At 69.6% G+C, this 17,414-nt stretch carries 16 protein-coding genes and 1 pseudogene; 9 read left to right on the top strand and 8 right to left on the bottom strand.

The annotated features are described in order from the left end of the window. Positions 1-6: 6 nt before the first annotated feature. The 6 genes and pseudogenes from KVT44_RS60815 to KVT44_RS46960 all read right to left on the bottom strand — a co-directional run. Positions 7-282 (bottom strand): annotated as a pseudogene (locus tag KVT44_RS60815) (ThuA domain-containing protein); the annotation flags it as partial. Beyond that, positions 221-376 carry a hypothetical protein gene (locus tag KVT44_RS46940; RefSeq protein WP_217574389.1) on the bottom strand — a complete coding sequence of 52 codons (156 nt, stop codon included), beginning with the start codon at positions 374-376 and terminating at the stop codon, positions 221-223. The gene KVT44_RS46940 and the pseudogene KVT44_RS60815, both read right to left, overlap by 62 nt. Before the next feature lie 255 nt (positions 377-631). Further along, positions 632-1,786, bottom strand: coding sequence for an acetyl-CoA C-acetyltransferase (locus KVT44_RS46945; protein ID WP_217574391.1), 1,155 nt, complete (start codon positions 1,784-1,786; stop codon positions 632-634). Between the two features lie 136 nt (positions 1,787-1,922). Then, positions 1,923-3,065, bottom strand: coding sequence for an NADH:flavin oxidoreductase/NADH oxidase (locus KVT44_RS46950; RefSeq protein WP_217574392.1), 1,143 nt, complete (start codon positions 3,063-3,065; stop codon positions 1,923-1,925). Further along, positions 3,062-3,703 carry a TetR/AcrR family transcriptional regulator gene (locus tag KVT44_RS46955; protein ID WP_217574394.1) on the bottom strand — a complete coding sequence of 214 codons (642 nt, stop codon included), beginning with the start codon at positions 3,701-3,703 and terminating at the stop codon, positions 3,062-3,064. Before KVT44_RS46955 ends, KVT44_RS46950 begins: the two co-directional genes overlap by 4 nt. Positions 3,704-3,973: 270 nt before the next feature. Next, positions 3,974-5,170, bottom strand: a complete 1,197-nt coding sequence (locus tag KVT44_RS46960) for an acyl-CoA dehydrogenase family protein (RefSeq protein ID WP_217574396.1) — start codon at positions 5,168-5,170, stop codon at positions 3,974-3,976. A gap of 442 nt (positions 5,171-5,612) precedes the next feature. On the opposite strand from KVT44_RS46960, the gene KVT44_RS46965 reads away from it, so the two are divergent. The 6 genes from KVT44_RS46965 (at position 5,613) to KVT44_RS46990 (ending at position 11,681) form a co-directional block, all read left to right on the top strand. Beyond that, complete coding sequence (locus KVT44_RS46965; RefSeq protein WP_217574398.1) at positions 5,613-6,395, top strand: enoyl-CoA hydratase/isomerase family protein; 783 nt, start codon at positions 5,613-5,615, stop codon at positions 6,393-6,395. A 241-nt stretch (positions 6,396-6,636) separates the two neighbouring features. Continuing rightward, entirely contained in the window at positions 6,637-7,755 is a 1,119-nt protein-coding gene (locus KVT44_RS46970) for an acyl-CoA dehydrogenase family protein (RefSeq protein WP_217574400.1), read from the top strand. Next, positions 7,752-8,765, top strand: a complete 1,014-nt coding sequence (locus tag KVT44_RS46975; protein ID WP_217574402.1) for an acyl-CoA dehydrogenase family protein — start codon at positions 7,752-7,754, stop codon at positions 8,763-8,765. Before KVT44_RS46970 ends, KVT44_RS46975 begins: the two co-directional genes overlap by 4 nt. A gap of 97 nt (positions 8,766-8,862) precedes the next feature. After that, positions 8,863-10,044 carry a thiolase family protein gene (locus KVT44_RS46980; RefSeq protein WP_217574404.1) on the top strand — a complete coding sequence of 394 codons (1,182 nt, stop codon included), beginning with the start codon at positions 8,863-8,865 and terminating at the stop codon, positions 10,042-10,044. A 69-nt stretch (positions 10,045-10,113) separates the two neighbouring features. After that, on the top strand, positions 10,114-10,878 hold the full coding sequence (locus KVT44_RS46985) for an SDR family NAD(P)-dependent oxidoreductase (protein ID WP_217574406.1): 765 nt from the start codon (positions 10,114-10,116) through the stop codon (positions 10,876-10,878). Next, entirely contained in the window at positions 10,875-11,681 is an 807-nt protein-coding gene (locus KVT44_RS46990; protein WP_217574408.1) for a crotonase/enoyl-CoA hydratase family protein, read from the top strand. Before KVT44_RS46985 ends, KVT44_RS46990 begins: the two co-directional genes overlap by 4 nt. A 71-nt stretch (positions 11,682-11,752) precedes the next feature. Here KVT44_RS46990 and KVT44_RS60820 read toward each other — a convergent pair whose 3' ends face one another. Then, positions 11,753-12,424, bottom strand: a complete 672-nt coding sequence (locus KVT44_RS60820) for a TetR/AcrR family transcriptional regulator (RefSeq protein WP_308314309.1) — start codon at positions 12,422-12,424, stop codon at positions 11,753-11,755. A 526-nt stretch (positions 12,425-12,950) separates the two neighbouring features. Here KVT44_RS60820 and KVT44_RS47000 point away from each other — a divergent pair. Next, a complete protein-coding gene (locus KVT44_RS47000; RefSeq protein ID WP_217574412.1) occupies positions 12,951-13,850 on the top strand; it encodes a crotonase/enoyl-CoA hydratase family protein in 900 nt (299 codons plus the stop codon). 121 nt (positions 13,851-13,971) lie between these two features. Next, positions 13,972-15,483 carry an AMP-binding protein gene (locus KVT44_RS47005; protein WP_217574414.1) on the top strand — a complete coding sequence of 504 codons (1,512 nt, stop codon included), beginning with the start codon at positions 13,972-13,974 and terminating at the stop codon, positions 15,481-15,483. 260 nt (positions 15,484-15,743) lie between these two features. Here the strand turns inward: KVT44_RS47005 and KVT44_RS47010 are convergent, their stop codons facing one another. Beyond that, positions 15,744-16,484, bottom strand: coding sequence for an SDR family NAD(P)-dependent oxidoreductase (locus tag KVT44_RS47010; protein WP_217574416.1), 741 nt, complete (start codon positions 16,482-16,484; stop codon positions 15,744-15,746). Between the two features lie 161 nt (positions 16,485-16,645). Between KVT44_RS47010 and KVT44_RS47015 the strand changes: the two genes are divergently transcribed. Beyond that, positions 16,646-17,414 (top strand): phosphotransferase family protein (locus KVT44_RS47015; protein ID WP_254650843.1); only part of this gene is annotated, 769 nt, incomplete at its 3' end.

Here is a 17,414-nt window from a genome sequence, read left to right on the forward strand (position 1 = left end):
CCAGAGGTGGGAGCGGAACAGGGGGTCGCGGAAGGATTCGCCCGTGTGCCCCAAGGCGGTGTAGAACACCGAGCCTCCCCCGTTGGCGTGGCACCACACAATGGGGTGGTCGTCGGGCATCCGGCCACCCTCGTATGAGCCTTCGTCGGCTGTCGCCAGTACGCGGACGTGAGAGCGGGGGTTGGGATCTACACCTACGAGAACCTTGCCAGAGCCACGTTCACGTGTACGCCGACAGTTGGGCTCGCGCCGTCCGGAAGACGTCGGACTCCCGCCCGCCACCCGCCGCGAAGTCCCCGGGCCGCTGTGCGGGGACCCGGCGCTGCTGGCCGGAGTGGGCACCGACTCCTACCAACGACTGGAGCAGGGCCGCCACCTGCGGCCCTCGCCGAAGCCATCACAGGCGCTCTCGGACTGACCGTGGAGGCGACCCGCCCTCTGCACACGCTCGCGCGGGCGGCCCGCCACCCGCGGACGACGTGCCGCCGCACCCCGAGCATGTCACGAAAGCACACGTCGGCTGCTGCCGGTCAGGACCGGTCAGGGACCGGCCAGGCGTTGGTTCTGGGGCCCACCTGGGCGTGCTCGCCTGGAACACCCTGGCCGGTGCAGCCGAACGATTCCCCGGCGGTCAGCCGAGTCGCTCGATGATGGTGACGTTGGCCTGACCACCGCCTTCACACACGGTCTGCAGCCCGTACCGGCCGCCGGTGCGCTCCAGTTCGTGGAGCAGGGTGGTCATGAGCCTGGCACCGGTCGCGCCCAGCGGGTGGCCGAGCGCGATGGCTCCGCCGTTGACATTGACCTTGTCCAGGTCCGCGCCGGTCTCCGCGTGCCAGGCGAGAACAACCGGGGCGAACGCCTCGTTGATTTCGACGAGGTCGATGTCCTCGATGGCGAGCCCGGTCCTCTTCAGCGCGTGCTGAGTGGCGGCGATGGGGCCGGTCAGCATGAGTACCGGATCCGAGCCATGTGCCGAGAGGTGATGGAGGCGGGCCCGTGGAGTGAGACCGTGAACGCGCACCGCTCGCTCCGAAGCGATCAGCAGGGCGGCCGAGCCGTCGGATATCTGGCTGGAGACGGCAGCCGTCAGGCGGCCTCCGGGCGTCAGGGTCCGTAGGGCGGCCATCTTCTCCAACGTGGTGTCCGCACGCGGGCCCTCATCGTCGCTGACCCCCTCGAAGGGGACGATCTCGCGCTCGAAGCGGCCCTCGTCACGCGCCACGATCGCGCGCCGATGGCTCTCCAACGCGAACTCCTCCAGCCGCGACCGCTGCAGACCCCACTTCTCGGCGATCAGCTCGGCGCCCCTGAACTGGGAAATCTCCTGATCCCCATAGCGTGCGCGCCATCCCGGGGAGCCCGACCAGGGATCGGTCTCGCCGTAGGGCTCCCCCGCGGCGAGAGAGCTGTTGATGGGGTACTGGCTCATCTTCTGCACACCGCCGGCGACGACGAGATCGGCCGTCCCGCTCATGACGGCCTGCGCGGCGAAGTGACCCGCCTGCTGCGACGAACCGCACTGGCGGTCCACCGTGACACCGGGTACCGACTCCGGGAGCCCGGCCACCAGTGCACAGGTACGGGCGATGTCGGCCGACTGCGCTCCGATGGTGTCCAGGCAGCCGTAGATCACGTCGTCGATCGACGACGGATCGATCTCGGTGCGCTCGACGAGAGCTCTGATGACATGCGCACCGAGGTCCGCGGGGTGGGTTCGCGACAGGCCGCCGTTCCGACGGCCGACGGATGTGCGGACGGCATCGACGATGTATGCCTCGGACATGAGGCTCCTCCTTGGGATGGGTCCAGCGGTTCGAAGCAGGGCGACGACCTCGCGGCTCGGTCAGCTGTGGCAGAGAGGCCGCACGCGGCCCGGGACACGGGCCGGAAGGCACAGCGGCGGGAAGCTGCCCGGTTCCTCAGAAGGTGGAGGGGACCAGCCCGGGAACGGTCCTGGCCCGTTGGCTGAGCCAGAATCCGGAGGTGGGCGCCGTCAACGAGTACGCGTCATCGGCGCCCAGCTTGAGAGCGGCGTCCAGCGGCCAGTTGGGGTTGTGCAGTACCTCGCGCCCCACACCGACGAGATCGGCCTCCCCTTCGGCGATGATCCTTTCGGCGTGCTCGGCATGCACGATCAGACCCACGGCCATGGTGGTGGCCCCCGTCCTGCTCCGCACCTCCTGGGAGTACGGCACCTGATAGCCGTACTGCGGAGTCTCGCCGGCTTTCAGGGGTGAGCCGACCAGTCCCCCGGCCGAGCAGTCGATCACATCCACTCCGAGGTCCAGCAGCTGGCCGCTGAGGGCGAGCGTGTCCGCCATCCCCCAGCCCGCGCCGTCGACACATGAGAGCCGCACGGAGAGTGCACTGTCGTCCGGCAGCGCGGAGCGGACGGCCTCGACGGTCTCGCGCACCATCCGGGTGCGATTCCACAGGTCGCCACCGTACTCGTCGGTGCGTCGGTTGGTGGCAGGCGTGAGGAACTGGTGCAGCAGATAGCCGTGACCGGCATGCAGTTCTATGACCTGGTACCCGGCGCGGACGGCCCGCTCGGTCGCATCGACGAAGGACTGGATGACGTCGCGAATGTCCTTTCGCGTCATGGGACGGGGTGCCGGGAGTCCCTCCTTGAGTGGCACGGAGCTGGCACTGATGGGCTCCCATTCGTCCCAGTCCGTGATCTCCGGTGTGCGCTCCAGCGGCCCCCGTCCTCCTCCCATGGGGAGGTTGCTCCGGGACTTGCGTCCGGCGTGCATGAGCTGGATTCCGGCCGCGGCCCCGTTGTCACGGATGACCGATGCCAGTCGGCTCAGCTGACCGACGAACTTGTCGTCCCAGATTCCGAGGTCGCCGACGGTGCCACAACCACGGCGCTCCACCGCGGTGCCTTCCTGGAAGACGAGGCCGGCGCCACCGTCGGCGAAACGTCCGAGGTGCATGAGGTGCCAGTCGGTCGGGGAACCCGCCTTGCCGGCGTACTGCCACATGGGCGACACCACGACCCGATTCCGCAGCCGCACCCCGCGCAACGCGAGTTCGGAAAACAGACGGCTCTTTGTCATGACTCTCCCTGTACTCCTTCGACGACGAATCTCGACAGCGACTCCGCGATCGTTTCGGCACTTCGGCGGTCACCGGCGCCGCTCGCTTCCGGGCGGTACCAGACCGTGATCCAGTTCAGGGCGCCGAGCACTCCTCTTACAGCGAGCCGCACATCGTCCGTCGAAAGGCTCCCGTCCTTGCAGCCCGCCTCCAGAACGCCCTGGAACAGCCCCTCGTACTCGTCACGGAGGACACGGATCGCCTCCCAGTCGGATTGACTGGACCGGGGACCCTCGTGCAGGTGCTGATCGAGGCTACGCAGAGTCACGTACTGGTAGGAGTGGTGGGTCATCATGGTCATGGCATGGGCCCGCGCCATATTGCGAAGCCGTTCCGCCGGCGACAGCGAGGCATCCTCGGACAGCGGGCGTACGACATCGATCAGCTTGTGCGATCCGGCGTTCAGTACGCCGAGCAGCATGTCCGACTTGCTTCGGTAGTAGTGGTACACGCGCCCCTTGGTGGAGCCCAGTTCATCGGCGATGTCGTCGATGCTCGTGCCTTCGTAGCCCTGGCGGGCGAAGACCCGGGCCGCGGCATCCAGCACCTGCTCGCCACGCGCGGCAGACTGCCCGCTCTTCGCTGTGCTCGGTCTCACTGGTCAAACCCTTCTAGGCGGACGGCCCTTACATCCTACGCAGTAGGATGTCCTCCCCACGTCGTGTCCGTCGGCAGTCGCGGCGGACTCGGTCTGCCGCCTCCCGGGGCGGCGTCCGGCCTCCGCCCGATCCGATCGTGACGTCCGCCGATCGGAAGGAAACGCCCTGGTCGCCGTCCCCGGGGCCAGCGTTCCCACGGAAGGCGCCGATGCCATGTCGACCGGCTCGCCTGTGCCGCGTGGCCGCGCCGGTTCCGCAGGCAGAGCCTTTCAGTTCGCCCCGGTCGCGGAGAGTTCGGCGGCCTTCGCCGTGCCGCCGGCGCGACGGCCGATGGGGGTGTCGCGGTAGAGGTCACGCGCGATGATGTCGCGCTGGATCTCGGAAGCCCCTTCAAAGATTCGCGAGGCGCGGATCTCGCGGTAGAGCCCTTCGAGCAAATGCCCCGCCCGCAGCCCCGATGCGCCGTGGAACTGGAACGCCGTATCGATGACCTGCTGCGCGCTCTCGGTGGCGAAGAGCTTCGCCATCGCCGACTTGGCGGTGACCCGCCCGTCGCCCGAGTCGTGCGCCGCGGCAGCAGCCCGTACGAGCAGGCGTGACGCCTCCAGCTTGGTCGCCGCGTCGGACAGGGCATGCGCCACCGCCTGCTGGCGGCCGAGGGCCTGGCCGAACGCCTGGCGCTGAGAGGTATGGCGCACCGCCGCGTCGAGGGCGGCCTGGGCCATGCCGACCGCCGCCGCGCCGACGCTGGGCCGGAACAGGTCGAACGTCTTCATCGCGACCCGGAACCCGCGGTCGACCTCGCCGAGCACATCGGCCCGGGTGACCCGGACGCTGTCGAAGTCGAGGCGGCCGATGGGGTGCGGGGCGAACAGTTCGACGGACGTCGCCTTGAGACCGGGCGAATCGGCCGGAACGAGGAACGCGGTCACCCCACGGGCCCCGGCACCCTGTGTGGTGCGGGCGAAGGTGGTGTAGAAATCGGCGTCCGGTGCGTTGGTGGTCCACATCTTGGTGCCGTGCAGGCGCCAGCCGTCACCGTCGGCAACCGCCTCGAGCCGCAAGGCGGCGGCGCCCGAACCGGCGTCCGGCTCGGTGAGGGCGAAGGCAGCAACCGCCGTCCCCTCACGCAGCGGCCCCAGCCACCGATCGAGGTGGTGCCGCTGACCGGACTGCAACACGGGATACCCGCCGATGCCCTGCATCGCCAACGCGACCTCGGCCTCGACACAGCCATAGGCGAGTGCTTCGCGCAGGAGGCAGATGGTCTCGGCGGTGGTCTGCGCGCCGTCCGTACCGTGGCCCGGGAAGAGCATCCCGAGAACGCCTTCGGTGGACAGGGCGCGCAGCAGATCCCGGTTGACCCGCCCGTCGGTGCCCGCGTGCGCGATCGGGGCGAGCCGCTCACTGGCGACGCGCCGCACATCGGTGAGCAGATCCGTCAATGTTCCCTCTGCGATGGTCATGCGTGGCCGCCTTCCGGCTGAGCGACGTGGGATTCCTGAAACTGGCGCCGGCTCGCCTCGCCGGTTTCGTTGCGCGGCAGTCGGCCCGCGAGGCCGGTGCGACAGTGCGCCTCGTCCCGGGCGAATGCCCCGCCGCGGTACGCCTCATCGTCCGCCCCGGGGTGATGTCGGTACGGAGACGGAACCGGCCGCCGACAGACCAGGGCCGCATGGACTCGACTGGCATGTGCCTCCCTTCCTCGGGTCACCGGCATCGAGCCGGGCAACCCTTGACGGCAACATACTGAGTAGGATGTCATCCTGATTGCAGAGGGGTCAAGCGAGAGTCAGACGGTTGAGGCACCACTGCTGGAGAGGCTTGACCGGCTCCCGAGTCAGCTGAGAGGGACGGTGAAGTGCCTCAAAAGCCCACTGTCTCCGCACGAGTGAGGAGCAAACGACTATGGCCGATCTTGAGTACCTGGTCCGCGACGGCATCGCGACGATCCGGCTGAACCGCCCGCACCGCAAGAACGCCTTCACCCTCGAAATGGTCGACGCGTGGGCGGCTGCGCTGCTGGAGGCTCAGCAGGATCCGGGGGTCCGGGTCATCGTGGTGACGGGAGGAGAGGAGTCGTTCTGCTCGGGCGTGGACCTTTCCGAGTTCAAGGGCGAGGAACGCGATCCCCTGGCGGAGAAACAGTTGCTCACGCGTCGGGTGCACCGGGTCGCGCTAGCCCTGGAGGACGTGGACAAGCCCGTCATCGCGGCGATCGACGGTCCCGCCGTGGGAGCCGGGATGGACATGGCTCTGCTGTGCGATCTCCGCTTCGCGTCGAGCGGCGCGAGGTTCTGCGAGGGCTACATCAAGGTGGGGCTGGTCCCCGGCGACGGCGGCGGCTGGCTGCTGCCGCGCGTGGTGGGCACCTCGACTGCCTTGCGGTTGCTGTGGACGGGGGACTTCATCGACGCGGAGGAGGCGCTGCGCATCGGTCTGGTCGACGAGGTGCACAAGAGCGATGAACTCATGGACGCGGTGTACGCCTACGCGCGACGGCTGACGGAGCGGCCCCCGGTGGCGATCCAGATGATCAAGAGGGCGGTCCGGCAGGGAGCCCGGCACGACCTGCGTACCGCGCTGGACCTGATCTCGTCGCACCAGGCCGTGGTGACCTCGACCGCCGATTCCCGAGAGGCGTTCACGGCCTTTCAAGAACGGCGTCCCGGGGTCTACGCAGGCCGTTAGGGCCCGTCTGGAGTTGTGACGGGCGACGTCCGCCCGTGCGGGAACAGTGTCCGGCGCGTGGTCTCGGCATGGCGGCCCCAAGCCCTCGTACGGGGACGTACTCGGGTCTTCGGCCGCTGCGGCGAGCGGGGGCACCTCCCACGCCCTCAGGGCAGCGGGACCGCGACCAGACGGACGTCGCCCGCCACGCCACCAGCGACCCCGGAACCGTCCCTACACCCTCGACTTGGAGACAACCCCCGTGGACCGACACGTCCTTCACGAGAATTGCGCCGCGCTGCGCGCCGAGGTCGGAGCGCTCACCGCGAACTGGCGGGCAGCGGGCCGCTACGCCCCGCGCAGTGACGCGTGGCTGCGGTCGTTCGACCTCGGATTCAGCCGGGAACTCGCCGCGCGCGGGCTGATCGGCATGACCTGGCCCAAGGAGTTCGGCGGCGGCGAGCGCAGCAACGTCGAGCGGCTGGCCGTCACCGAGGAGTTGCTCCGTGCCGGTGCTCCGGTTGCCGCGCACTGGATCGGGGACCGCCAGATCGGGCCGGCGATCCTGCGGCACGGCTCACGCGAACTGCGGGAGGAGATCCTGCCTCGAATCGCTTCGGTGGACGCGGTGTTCTGTCTCGGAATGAGCGAACCGGAGGCGGGTTCCGACCTCGCGGCGGTGCGGACCGCCGCGACAGCGGTCGACGGTGGCTGGCGGTTGACCGGGCACAAGATCTGGACCAGCCACGCGCACCACGCAACCCACGCCTACGTGCTCGCCCGCACCGAACGAGCCGAGCGCAAGCACCAGGGCCTGAGCGAGTTCGTCGTGGACATGAACGTCGAGGGGGTCTCGGTCACACCCATCGTCGATCTCGCCGGGGAACACCACTTCAACGAGGTCCGGTTCGACGAGGTGTTCATTCCGGCGCACCGGCTCATCGGCCGGCTGGGCAACGGATGGCGTCAGGTCGTCGAGCAGTTGTCGTTCGAGCGTGGCGGGGCCGAGCGCGTGCTGTCGAGCTATCCGGTCCTCGCCCAGTTGATTTCCTACGTCACGGAGCATGCCGGGTCCGAACTGCACACGCTGGTGGGGTCGTTGGTGGCCCGGCTGGCCGTGCTGCGGCGGCTGTGCCGGGAGGTCGCACAGGCCCTGGACGACGGGCAGGCACCGGTGCGGCAGGCCGCGGTCCTGAAGTATCTGGGCAACGCCTTCGAACGCGATGTGATCGAGGCACTGCGCCATACCGAGCTGGGCCGTGAGCCGTCGTCGGAGAGCGCGTTCGGACAGGCGCTGCTCGCCTCACCGGGGTTCGGGCTCCGCGGCGGATCCGCCGAGGTCCTGTTGTCCATCATCGCCAAGCAGGAGGCCCGAGCATGAGTGAGCTGGCCGACGAGCTGCGTGACCTGATCGGTGACCTCGCCTCCCGGAGTGCTGACAGCGGTGCGCCCGACGACGCGGCGCGACTGTGGGAGGAGGTACGCGGACTCGGGCTGTCCTTGATCGGTATAGCGGAGGAGCACGGCGGATCCGGCGGCACGTTCGACGATCTGCTGGTCACCGTCCAGGCGCTGGCCGAGAACGGGCTCGGACTGCCGATCGTCGCGTCATGGGTGGCCGACTGGGTGCTCAGCCATGCCGGGCGGGTGGACGACGGCCGGTGGAAGACGGTCGCGCCGGCCGACGGGGGCGTCTCCACGACTGCGGGCCGGGTCAGCGGAGAGGTCCCCGGAGTGCCCTGGGCCCGGCACGCCGACCGGCTGGTGCTGTGCCCGGCCGACGGAGCCCCGGTGGTGGTGAACCTGCGCCACGAGGCCGTGACCGTCCGGACCCGCGAGAACCTGGCCGGCGAGCCACGGGACACCGTGGTCCTCGACGGAGCGCCGGTCGCGCCAGTGCAGGGAGGCCCGGCCGCCGCCGAGATCCGCGACCGGCTCGCGCTGCTGTCCTCCGCCGTCGTCGCCGGTGCCGCGCACGGCGCCTACCGGCTGACGAAGACCTACGTGTCGGAGCGTCACCAGTTCGACGCACCTCTGCTGAAGCTGCCCGCCGTGGCGACGAACCTGGCGCTGATGCGCGTACATCTCGTACAGGCCGACGCGGCCATGGAACAGGCGGGTGAGAACACAAGCCCCACGAGTGCCGCCGTCGCCCGGGTCACCACGGCCGCAGCGGCCACCGAGATCGCCAGACTGGCCCACCAGTTGCACGGCGCCATGGGAATCAGCCGGGAGTACCCCCTGCACCACTACACGCGGCGGTTGTGGGCCTGGCGCGACGCGGTCGCCTCGGAGCGGGACTGGTGCGAACTCCTCGGCCGAAGCGCCGTCGGCGGAGGCGAGAACGAGGTGTGGACCCGCCTGACCTCGGTACCGCCCTCCGCGGGCTGAGCGGTCTTGACCACCGATCGGAGATCATGTTCATGACAAACCTGCCCCAGTCGCACTCCGTACGGTGCGCGGCACATCCCGTCCCAGGAGGTCCGCAGTGCCCGATGCGGTGATCATCGACGCGGTCCGCTCGCCCATGGGCCGGGGAAAGCCAGGGGGCGCCCTGTCCGGCCTGCATCCCGCGGAGCTGCTCGCGCAGACGATCTCCGGACTGCTCGCGCGCCACGACCTCGACCCCGGGCTGGTCGACGACGTCATCACGGGGTGTGTCGGCCAGGCCGGGGAACAGTCCGGGAACATCGGCAGGATGGCGTGGCTGGCGGCCGGTCTTCCCGAGCACGTACCCGCGGTGACGGTGGAGCGCAAATGCGGCTCCCGCCAGCAGGCGGTGCACTTCGCCGCGCAGGGAGTGCTGGCCGGGGCATACGACATCGTCGTGGTCGCGGGCGGGGAGTCGATGAGCCGGGTGCCGATGGGTGCCGCCCGCATCGGCATGGACCCTTACGGGCCGTCGGTCACCGAGCGCTATGCCCCCGGTCTGATCCCACAGGGCGTCGCGGCCGAGCTCGTGGCGGCACGCTGGAAGATCTCCCGCGAGCAGCTCGACGCGTACGCTGTCCGCTCGCATCGTCTGGCCGGCGACGCCGCGGACAGGGGGAAGTCCGACGGCGAGATCGTGCCGGTGACCCTGCCGGACGGGACGACGGTCCGGGCCGACGAGCCGATTCGGCGGGGAACGACCCCGCGGACGCTGGCCGGACTCACCCCTTCGTTCACCGATGACGCCATGGCAGCCCGGTTCCCGGAGATCACCTGGTCGGTCACCGCGGGAAACTCGTCCCAGATCACCGACGGCGCCGGCGCGCTCCTGATCACCAGCGAGCGAAAGGCCGCGGAGCTCGGACTGACGCCGCGCGCCCGGTTCGCCGGGTTCGCCGTCACCGGCGACGATCCCGTGACCATGCTCACCGGGCCCATCCCGGCCACCCGCAAGCTGCTGGAGCGCCACGGCCTGGACCTGGACCTCATCGACCACTACGAGGTCAACGAGGCGTCCGCGTCGGTCCCGCTGGCCTGGCAGGCCGAGTTCGGTACCGATCCCGCCCGGCTCAATCCGCGCGGCGGCGCGATCGCGCTGGGCCATCCCCTGGGCGCCTCCGGGGCCCGGCTGATGACGACCATGCTCGCCGCTCTGGAGGCGACCGGCGGGCGCTACGGACTGCAGACGATGTGCGAGGCCGGCGGCATGGCCAACGCCACTGTCGTCGAACGGCTCTGAGAACGGCTCAAGGGGACGCACGCAGCACTCCACCGCTTCACCACTCCACCATGTACATGTAGGAGACAGATGGACATCACAGGTATCTCGGCGGTCGTCACCGGCGGCGCGTCCGGGCTCGGGCTGGCCACGGCAGGCCGACTGGTCGCCGAGGGCGCGCAGGTCGTGCTGCTGGATCTGCCCGGGTCTCGCGGTGCCGAGGCAGCCAAGGAACTCGGTGACTCGGCGCGGTTCGTCGCCGGAGACGTGACCGACGAGGCGGGGGTACGGGAAGCGCTCGCCGCGGCAGAGGACGCCGGCCCGCTACGGGCGGTCGTGCATTGCGCGGGGCGCGGCCACACCATGCGGGTGCTGCACAAGGACGGCAGTCCGGGCTCGCTCGAAGACTACGCCGCGCTCATCAGCCTCAATCTGGTCGGCTCGTTCAATGTGCTGCGACTCGCGGCGTCCCGGATGGCGGCGACCGCGCCGGTCAACGGCGAGCGCGGGGCGATTGTCCTGACAGCCTCCGTCGCCGCGTTCGAGGGGCAGATCGGCCAGATCCCCTACGCGTCGTCGAAGGCGGGAGTGGTCGGGATGACGCTGGTGGCCGCGCGCGATCTGGCACAGCGCCAGATCCGGGTGGCCTGCATCGCTCCCGGCGTCTTCGACACCCCGTTGCTGGCCCGGCTGCCGGAGCACGTACGTGACGCGCTCGGACGGACAGTGCCGCACCCCCAACGCCTCGGTCGGCCGGACGAGTTCGGCGCGCTCGCCGTGCACATCCTGGAGAATCCGATGATCAACGGAGAGACGATCCGGCTGGACGGCGCGATCCGGATGCCCCCGCGATGACCGAAACCACCGGCCCGACGACGGCCGCGACGCCGGAGCGGACCACACTGCGGGTGAACCACCTCGCCGGGGTGGCGTTGCTCGTCATCGACCGGCCCCGGCGACGCAACGCGGTCGACCTGGCGACAGCGCGGGCCATCAGCGCCGCTCTCGACGAACTCGACTCCTCCGACCGGCTGCGGGTCGCCGTGCTGACCGGCAGCGGCGGCGTCTTCTCGGCCGGCATGGACCTAAAGGCGTTCGCCGAGCGTGGTGAACGTCCGGTCGTCGAACCCCGCGGCGGATTCGGCCTGGTCGAACGGCCACCGCGCAAGCCGCTGATCGCGGCCGTCGAGGGGCCCGCCCTCGGCGGCGGCTTCGAGATGGCGCTGGCCTGCGATCTCGTGGTCGCCGGGGAGAGCGCGACGTTCGGACTGCCCGAGGTCCGGCGCGGGCTGACCGCGGCCGCGGGCGGGCTGCTGCGGCTTCCCCGGCGGATTCCACGCAACATCGCCATGGAGATGGTGCTCACCGGGCGCCCGCTGACGGCAGCCCGCTGCGCTGAACTCGGCCTGGTCAACCAGGTGGTGCCGGACGGCGCGGCGCGCGGCGCCGCGCTCGAACTGGCCCGGCTGATCGCGGACAACGCGCCACTGGCGGTACAGGCGTCCAAGGACGTGCTGACGGCGTCACTCGACTGGTCGCAGGACACACAGTTCGCCCGCCAGGAGGAGTTCGTCGATCCGGTGCGCCGCTCGGCGGACGCCCGGGAGGGAGCCGTCGCCTTCGCGGAGCGGCGAGCGCCACGCTGGCAGGGCCGGTGACCGCGGACCGGCCGGGGACGCGCGCGGTCCGTGCCACCCGAAAGACACCGAAACGGCATGAGTGCCCCACCTCACATGGCGTCTCGGCGCTCGGCTTCCGGCCCCGTGAGCAGACCTCCGGACAGCACACTCAGGAACTTCTCGGCGATGGTCTCCGGAGTGTCGCCCTGACCGGGCCGGTACCAGAGGTACACCAGGTTGACCATGCCGAGCAGTCCGTTGGTGATGACGTGGTCCGCGGTGCGGAACCGCCCCGTTCGGTATCCCTCGTCGAGGATTCCCTGCCACACTGCCTGCACCCGATCACGCAGTGCCTGCAGTTCGACGGCCCGTTCGCCCGTGAGGGCGTCCGCGTCGCGCTGCTGGATGGCCACTTCGTCCCGGTGGTCGGCGATGATCCGTACGTGGTGGCGGATGAGCAGACGCAGTTTCTCCACGGCGTCGGCATCGGTCCCGGCGATGGATTCGGCGCCTTCGAGCGCCTCCTCGGTGTACCTGCGCAGGACTTCCCACAGCAGCTCCTCCTTCGAGCGGATGTGGTAGTACAGCGCACCCCGTTGAATGCCCGCCCGTGCCCCGATGTCACCTACGCCGGTGCCGTGGAACCCTTTCTCGGAGAAGAGTTCCACGGCCGCCCGGATGATGCGCTCCCGAGCTGCCGCGCCTTGCTCGGTGCCGCTCCCCGGCGGACGTCCGCGGCGTCGGCGTGGGGCTGCGGCTTCATCGGGCGCTGGGCGATTCACGGCCCCACGCTATTGCATCGCGCCAGCGTCGTCGGACACCGGTCCAACGGCGTGAGCACGTTACGCACGGTCCCCGAACAGCGGCAGCGGGGCGGCAGGCCACGGTCAGGGCCGACGGCACGCGGGGGCGCCCCGGATCAAGCGCTCCGGTCGATGGTTCGGCCACCCGCACACGGCGGAGCGAGCGACCACCGGCGCCCCTGTCACACGGCTCTTGCACGGCGATGGGGAAGGAGCCATGATGGTGCCAACCCATTGAACTAGCGGTCGCTAAACACGTTTCCTACCGAATGAGATCCCGTGCGAGATCTCGTCGTGGGAGAACCTGGGCCCGACGCGCGGCCCGGGCAGACGCCGGGGTGGAGCCGCCCTCTCCGGGATCGATCCGCGCCTTCCCGGCGATCCATCCGTGCCCGTTCGCCCTTGCCACCAAGCGGGGGTTCCGCCGTGGGCTCACATGGCAGCCAAGCGAGATCGTGTCTCACACGACGGAGTTCATGTCACACACGCTTCGATAGAAGGTTGAATGAACAGCCAGAGTCTGACGGAGATTTCGTACGAGCTCACGGACGGAATCGCGACGATCACCCTCAACCGGCCGGATCGGCTCAATGCGTTGACAAGAACGATGGCCGCGGAACTCATCGGCGTATGCGACGCGATCGACGCCGACGACCAGGTCCGGGCGGTCATCGTCACGGGAGCCGGACGAGGATTCTGTGCGGGTGCCGACCTCGGTCAGGGCGCTGACACGTTCAACACCGAGGCCCCGCACGGCGAAGAGCGGCGTACCGCCGCCATCAACGGAAAGATCGACGGCGTACCGCAGGACTTCGGTGGGATGGTCACCCTGCGCCTCGCGGCCCTGCGCAAGCCTGTCATCGCCGCGGTCAACGGAGCCGCGGTCGGCTTCGGTGCGACGATGACCCTGCCGATGGACATCCGGCTGGCTGCGGACTCCGCCCGTTTCGGCTTCGTGTTCACACGTCGCGGAATCGTCCCGGACGGTGCCTCCTCCTGGTTCCTCCCCCGTGTCGTGGGCATTTCGCAGGCGATGGAGTGGGTGGCCACAGGCAGGGTGTTCGATGCCCAGGAGGCACGGACCGGAGGTCTCGTCTCCCGGATCGTCGCCGGGGACGAACTGCTGGAGACGGCTCGGGCCGTGGCACGGGAAATCGTCGACAACACGTCCGGCGTCTCGGTCGCCCTGGCCCGCCAACTGCTGTGGTCGATGCTGGGCGAGTCAAGTCCGTGGGAAGCACACCGGCTCGAGTCGAGGGCGCTGCACGAGACCGGTGCGTCAGCCGACGCCGCCGAAGGCGTCATGGCTTTCCTCGAGAAGCGTCGGGCCCGGTTCCCGGGGCTGGTGAGCAAGGACTACCCGGGCTTCGTACCCCCCTGGCCGTCGCGGCCCGACGGTCTCTAGACCTCATCCCCCGAACGCGGGCGCGGTGCGTCGGCTCAGTGCCGACGTCCCCGACCGCACCACGACCAAACTTCGATCGCCAGACAAATTCTGCCCAGACTTGGAAAGACCGGGAGCCGCCATGGAGTACCGACTCGCCGATGAACCGCGGCGCCATGCGCGGGAGCGGGGCGCCGCGCCGGCGCTGAGCGTGGGAGAGCGGACCGTCACCTATGCCGAGCTGGATGAGCGGACCTCCAGGATGGCACAGGCGCTGCGCGCGTCCGGTGCGGTCCCCGGCTCCCGCATCGCGGTGCTGGACAGGAGTTCGATCGAGGTGGCGGAGACTCTCCTCGCCTCCGCGAAGATCGGCGCGGTGACCGTTCCGCTCAACTGGCGGCTCGCGGTACCCGAGCTGCGGGCAGTGATGGAGGACGCCCGACCGGTTGTCCTGATCGTGCACGAGGACTTCCTCCCGGCCGCCCTCGAAGCGGGAAAGGGGCTCGACCCGGCGCCGTCCGTGGTGGTCGTCGGTGCCGAGTACGAGCGATGGATCGGGCGGCAGCCCGCACGGGATCCGCTGCACGAGGGACACCCCGGCGATGTGGTCGCCCAGCTCTACACCTGGGGCACCACGGGCCGTCCAAAGGGTGTGCTCACCACCGACAGCAACGTGGGAGCCCTCGTTCAGGCCGGGCGCTACTGGGCCGTGGACAGCTCGACGAAGTGCCTCGACGCCATGCCGCTGTTCCACATCGGAGGGCTCGGCATGCTGCTGATCGTGCTGGCCGCGGGAGGACACAGCGTCCTCGTCCGCGAGCTGGTGCCAGAGGAGTTGCTCGCCACGCTCGAGGAGGCCGGGATCACGAACACCTTCCTCGTACCCACCGCCATCCAGACACTGGTGGACCTGCCCGGCGCGGACACGCGGGACTACTCACAGCTGCGGTCGATCGCCTACGGTTCCTCCCCCGCCACGCCCGCACTGCTCCGCAAGGCCGCAGCCACCTTCGGGTGCCCTCTGTTCCAGACCTACGGGCTGACCGAGTCGACGGGCGTGGTGGTCCAGCTGGACGCCGCGGACCACGACCCGGGCGGTCCGCGCGAATATCTGCTGCGGTCGGTCGGGAAGCCGTATCCGTGGGCGGAGCTCAAGATCGTGGATGCGGAGGGGGCGACGCTGCCGTCCGACACCCCGGGTGAGATCTGCATCCGCTCCCAGCAGAACAGCCCCGGCTACTACAACCGCCCCGAGGAGACCGCGGCGGCGATCGACGCCGACGGATGGCTGCGTACCGGCGATGTCGGCAGACTTGACCCGGACGGCTATCTCTTCATCAGTGACCGCATGAAGGACATGATCATCACTGGCGGGGAGAACGTGTACCCCGTCGAGGTCGAGGCCGTGCTCGCCGATCACCCCGAGGTCGCGTCGGTCGCGGTCATCGGCCGGCCCGACACGCGTTGGGGCGAGGCGGTCACCGCCGTGGTGGTACGAAGTACGGGATCCGAAGTCGGCCAGAACGAGCTCATCGCCTTCGCGCGCGAGCGCCTCGCCGGTTACAAGTGCCCCAAACGCATCGAGTTCGTGAACGCTCTGCCGGTCGGACCGACCGGAAAGGTCCTCAAGCGCGCGCTGCGCACCGCGCACTGACCCAGCCCTGCTGCTGCCCCCGAAGCCGACGATCACCGTGTCCGGCGCGGGGACGGCGGGCGGGGGTATCGACCGCCACGCCACATCACCGTCGCGACGCGTCACCGCCGATCGGCGGCCCCGGTTCTGTCCACCGTGGTGCGCGCCGCCGGCAGCCGGTACACGATCTCCGCCGCGGGGTTCGCCCCGTACCGCGCACCATGGGGATGGAACGCGGCACGGGGCCGACCGCCGAAGAGTGAGCGGCCGTTGCTGCCTGACTACCTGACGCCACCGTCGAGCCTGAGAGTCGCGCCGGTGGCGAAGGATGACGCCTCGGTGGCGAAGTACACGGCGGCGCCGACGACCTCATCGGGTTCACCACACCGTCCGAGAGCGACATCTCGGGTCAGCACTTCGACGACTTCCGGAGTCCACGCCTCGGAAATATCGGTGAGAAAGGCCCCGCACTGGATGCCGTTGACCCGCACGGTGGGCCCGAATGCCTGCGCGAGGCCTTCCGTGAGCGCGTTGAGCCCGGCCTTGGCCGCGGCGTACGGCAGGTGTTCGGGGGCCGGGCGGATGGCGGCCATCGAGCTGATGTTGATGATCGATCCACCGTCACCGGCGGCCATTCTGGTGCCGATCAGTGATGACAGCCGGAACGGCCCCTTGAGGTTGATGCCGATCACCTTGTCCCACAGTCCCTCTCCGACCTGGTCGAGGCTCGGATAGAGGGGCGACAGGCCCGCGTTGTTCACCAGGACGTCGACCCGGCCGAATTCGGCGTAAGCCGCCGCCACCAGGGCGTCGCACTGCTCCCAGTCGCTCACGTTGCAGGCCACCGGCAGCGCCTTGCGCCCGTACTCCTCCCCGACGAACTGCGCCAGCTTCTCGCAGTTCTCCAGTTTCCTGCTGGCGATGATCACATCCGCTCCCAGAGCGGCGAACGCCGTGACCATCCTCATCCCAAGTCCCCGGCTGCCGCCGGTGACAAGCGCCACCTTGCCATCCATCGTCATGCGGAATCTCGATTCGTCATCAGTGAACGTCAGGCCCTCAGGGCGGGAAGCGCCACCGCGCCAGCGCCACCGCTGCGCGCGGACCGGGACCGGTACCAGGCACGATCCCATCCGTCTCCGGCCCTAGATTAATGTATTGAGCGGTCGCTAGAATACGTCTCATGTCGGTAAACCCAAAGAGCCGGGCAGGGGCGGATGTCGTCGACCCCGCGGTGGTGGACTTCGGCGCCGTCGCGGCATGGATGGACACCCAGGAGCTGCCGAGCGGCCCCGTCGAACGGGTGGCGCCCATCAGTGGCGGCACACAGAACGTGTTGCTCAGGTTCGAGCGCGGTGGTCGGGCTTACGTGCTGCGCCGCGGCCCCGAGCACTTGCGGCCCCGTAGCAATGACTCACTGCGCCGGGAGATACGGGTCCTTCAGGCGCTGTCCGCAACCCTGGTGCCACACCCCCGGCTCCTCGCCGCCTGCCTGGACGAGACAGTCCTCGACGGCGCCGTCTTCTACCTGATGGAGCCGGTCGAGGGCTTCAACGCCACCGTCGGGATTCCGGCCACGTACGCCTCGGAAGCACCCCTCCGGCATCGCATGGGCCTGGCCGCGGCTGATGCCCTGGCCGCCCTCGGGTCGGTCGACCACCGCTCGGTCGGCCTGGCCGGGCTGGGGCGCCCCGAGGGGTTCCTCCAACGGCAGGTCCCGCGCTGGCTCGCCGAGTTGGAGTCGTACGACCGGCTCCCCGGCTACCCCGGCCCGGACCTCCCGGGGCTCCAGCAGGTAGCCGACTGGCTGGAGCGGAACCGGCCGGCCGACTGGATCCCGGGAATCATGCACGGCGACTACCACCTCGCCAACGTGCTGTACGCGTACGAGCAGCCGCGGATCGCCGCAATCGTCGACTGGGGGATGTGCACGATCGGCGACCCGCTGCTCG

Origin of the sequence: Streptomyces sp. GbtcB7 (assembly GCF_019091445.1) — a bacterium.
Lineage (GTDB): Bacteria > Actinomycetota > Actinomycetes > Streptomycetales > Streptomycetaceae > Streptomyces > Streptomyces mirabilis.

Coding starts and splice junctions, on each gene's coding strand:
- KVT44_RS46945 (WP_217574391.1), bottom strand. CDS start 1,786: ATGTCCGAGGCATACATCGTCGATGCCGTCCGCACATCCGTCGGCCGT.
- KVT44_RS46950 (WP_217574392.1), bottom strand. CDS start 3,065: ATGACAAAGAGCCGTCTGTTTTCCGAACTCGCGTTGCGCGGGGTGCGG.
- KVT44_RS46960 (WP_217574396.1), bottom strand. CDS start 5,170: ATGACCATCGCAGAGGGAACATTGACGGATCTGCTCACCGATGTGCGG.
- KVT44_RS46965 (WP_217574398.1), top strand. CDS start 5,613: ATGGCCGATCTTGAGTACCTGGTCCGCGACGGCATCGCGACGATCCGG.
- KVT44_RS46975 (WP_217574402.1), top strand. CDS start 7,752: ATGAGTGAGCTGGCCGACGAGCTGCGTGACCTGATCGGTGACCTCGCC.
- KVT44_RS46985 (WP_217574406.1), top strand. CDS start 10,114: ATGGACATCACAGGTATCTCGGCGGTCGTCACCGGCGGCGCGTCCGGG.
- KVT44_RS46990 (WP_217574408.1), top strand. CDS start 10,875: ATGACCGAAACCACCGGCCCGACGACGGCCGCGACGCCGGAGCGGACC.
- KVT44_RS47000 (WP_217574412.1), top strand. CDS start 12,951: ATGAACAGCCAGAGTCTGACGGAGATTTCGTACGAGCTCACGGACGGA.
- KVT44_RS47005 (WP_217574414.1), top strand. CDS start 13,972: ATGGAGTACCGACTCGCCGATGAACCGCGGCGCCATGCGCGGGAGCGG.
- KVT44_RS47010 (WP_217574416.1), bottom strand. CDS start 16,484: ATGACGATGGATGGCAAGGTGGCGCTTGTCACCGGCGGCAGCCGGGGA.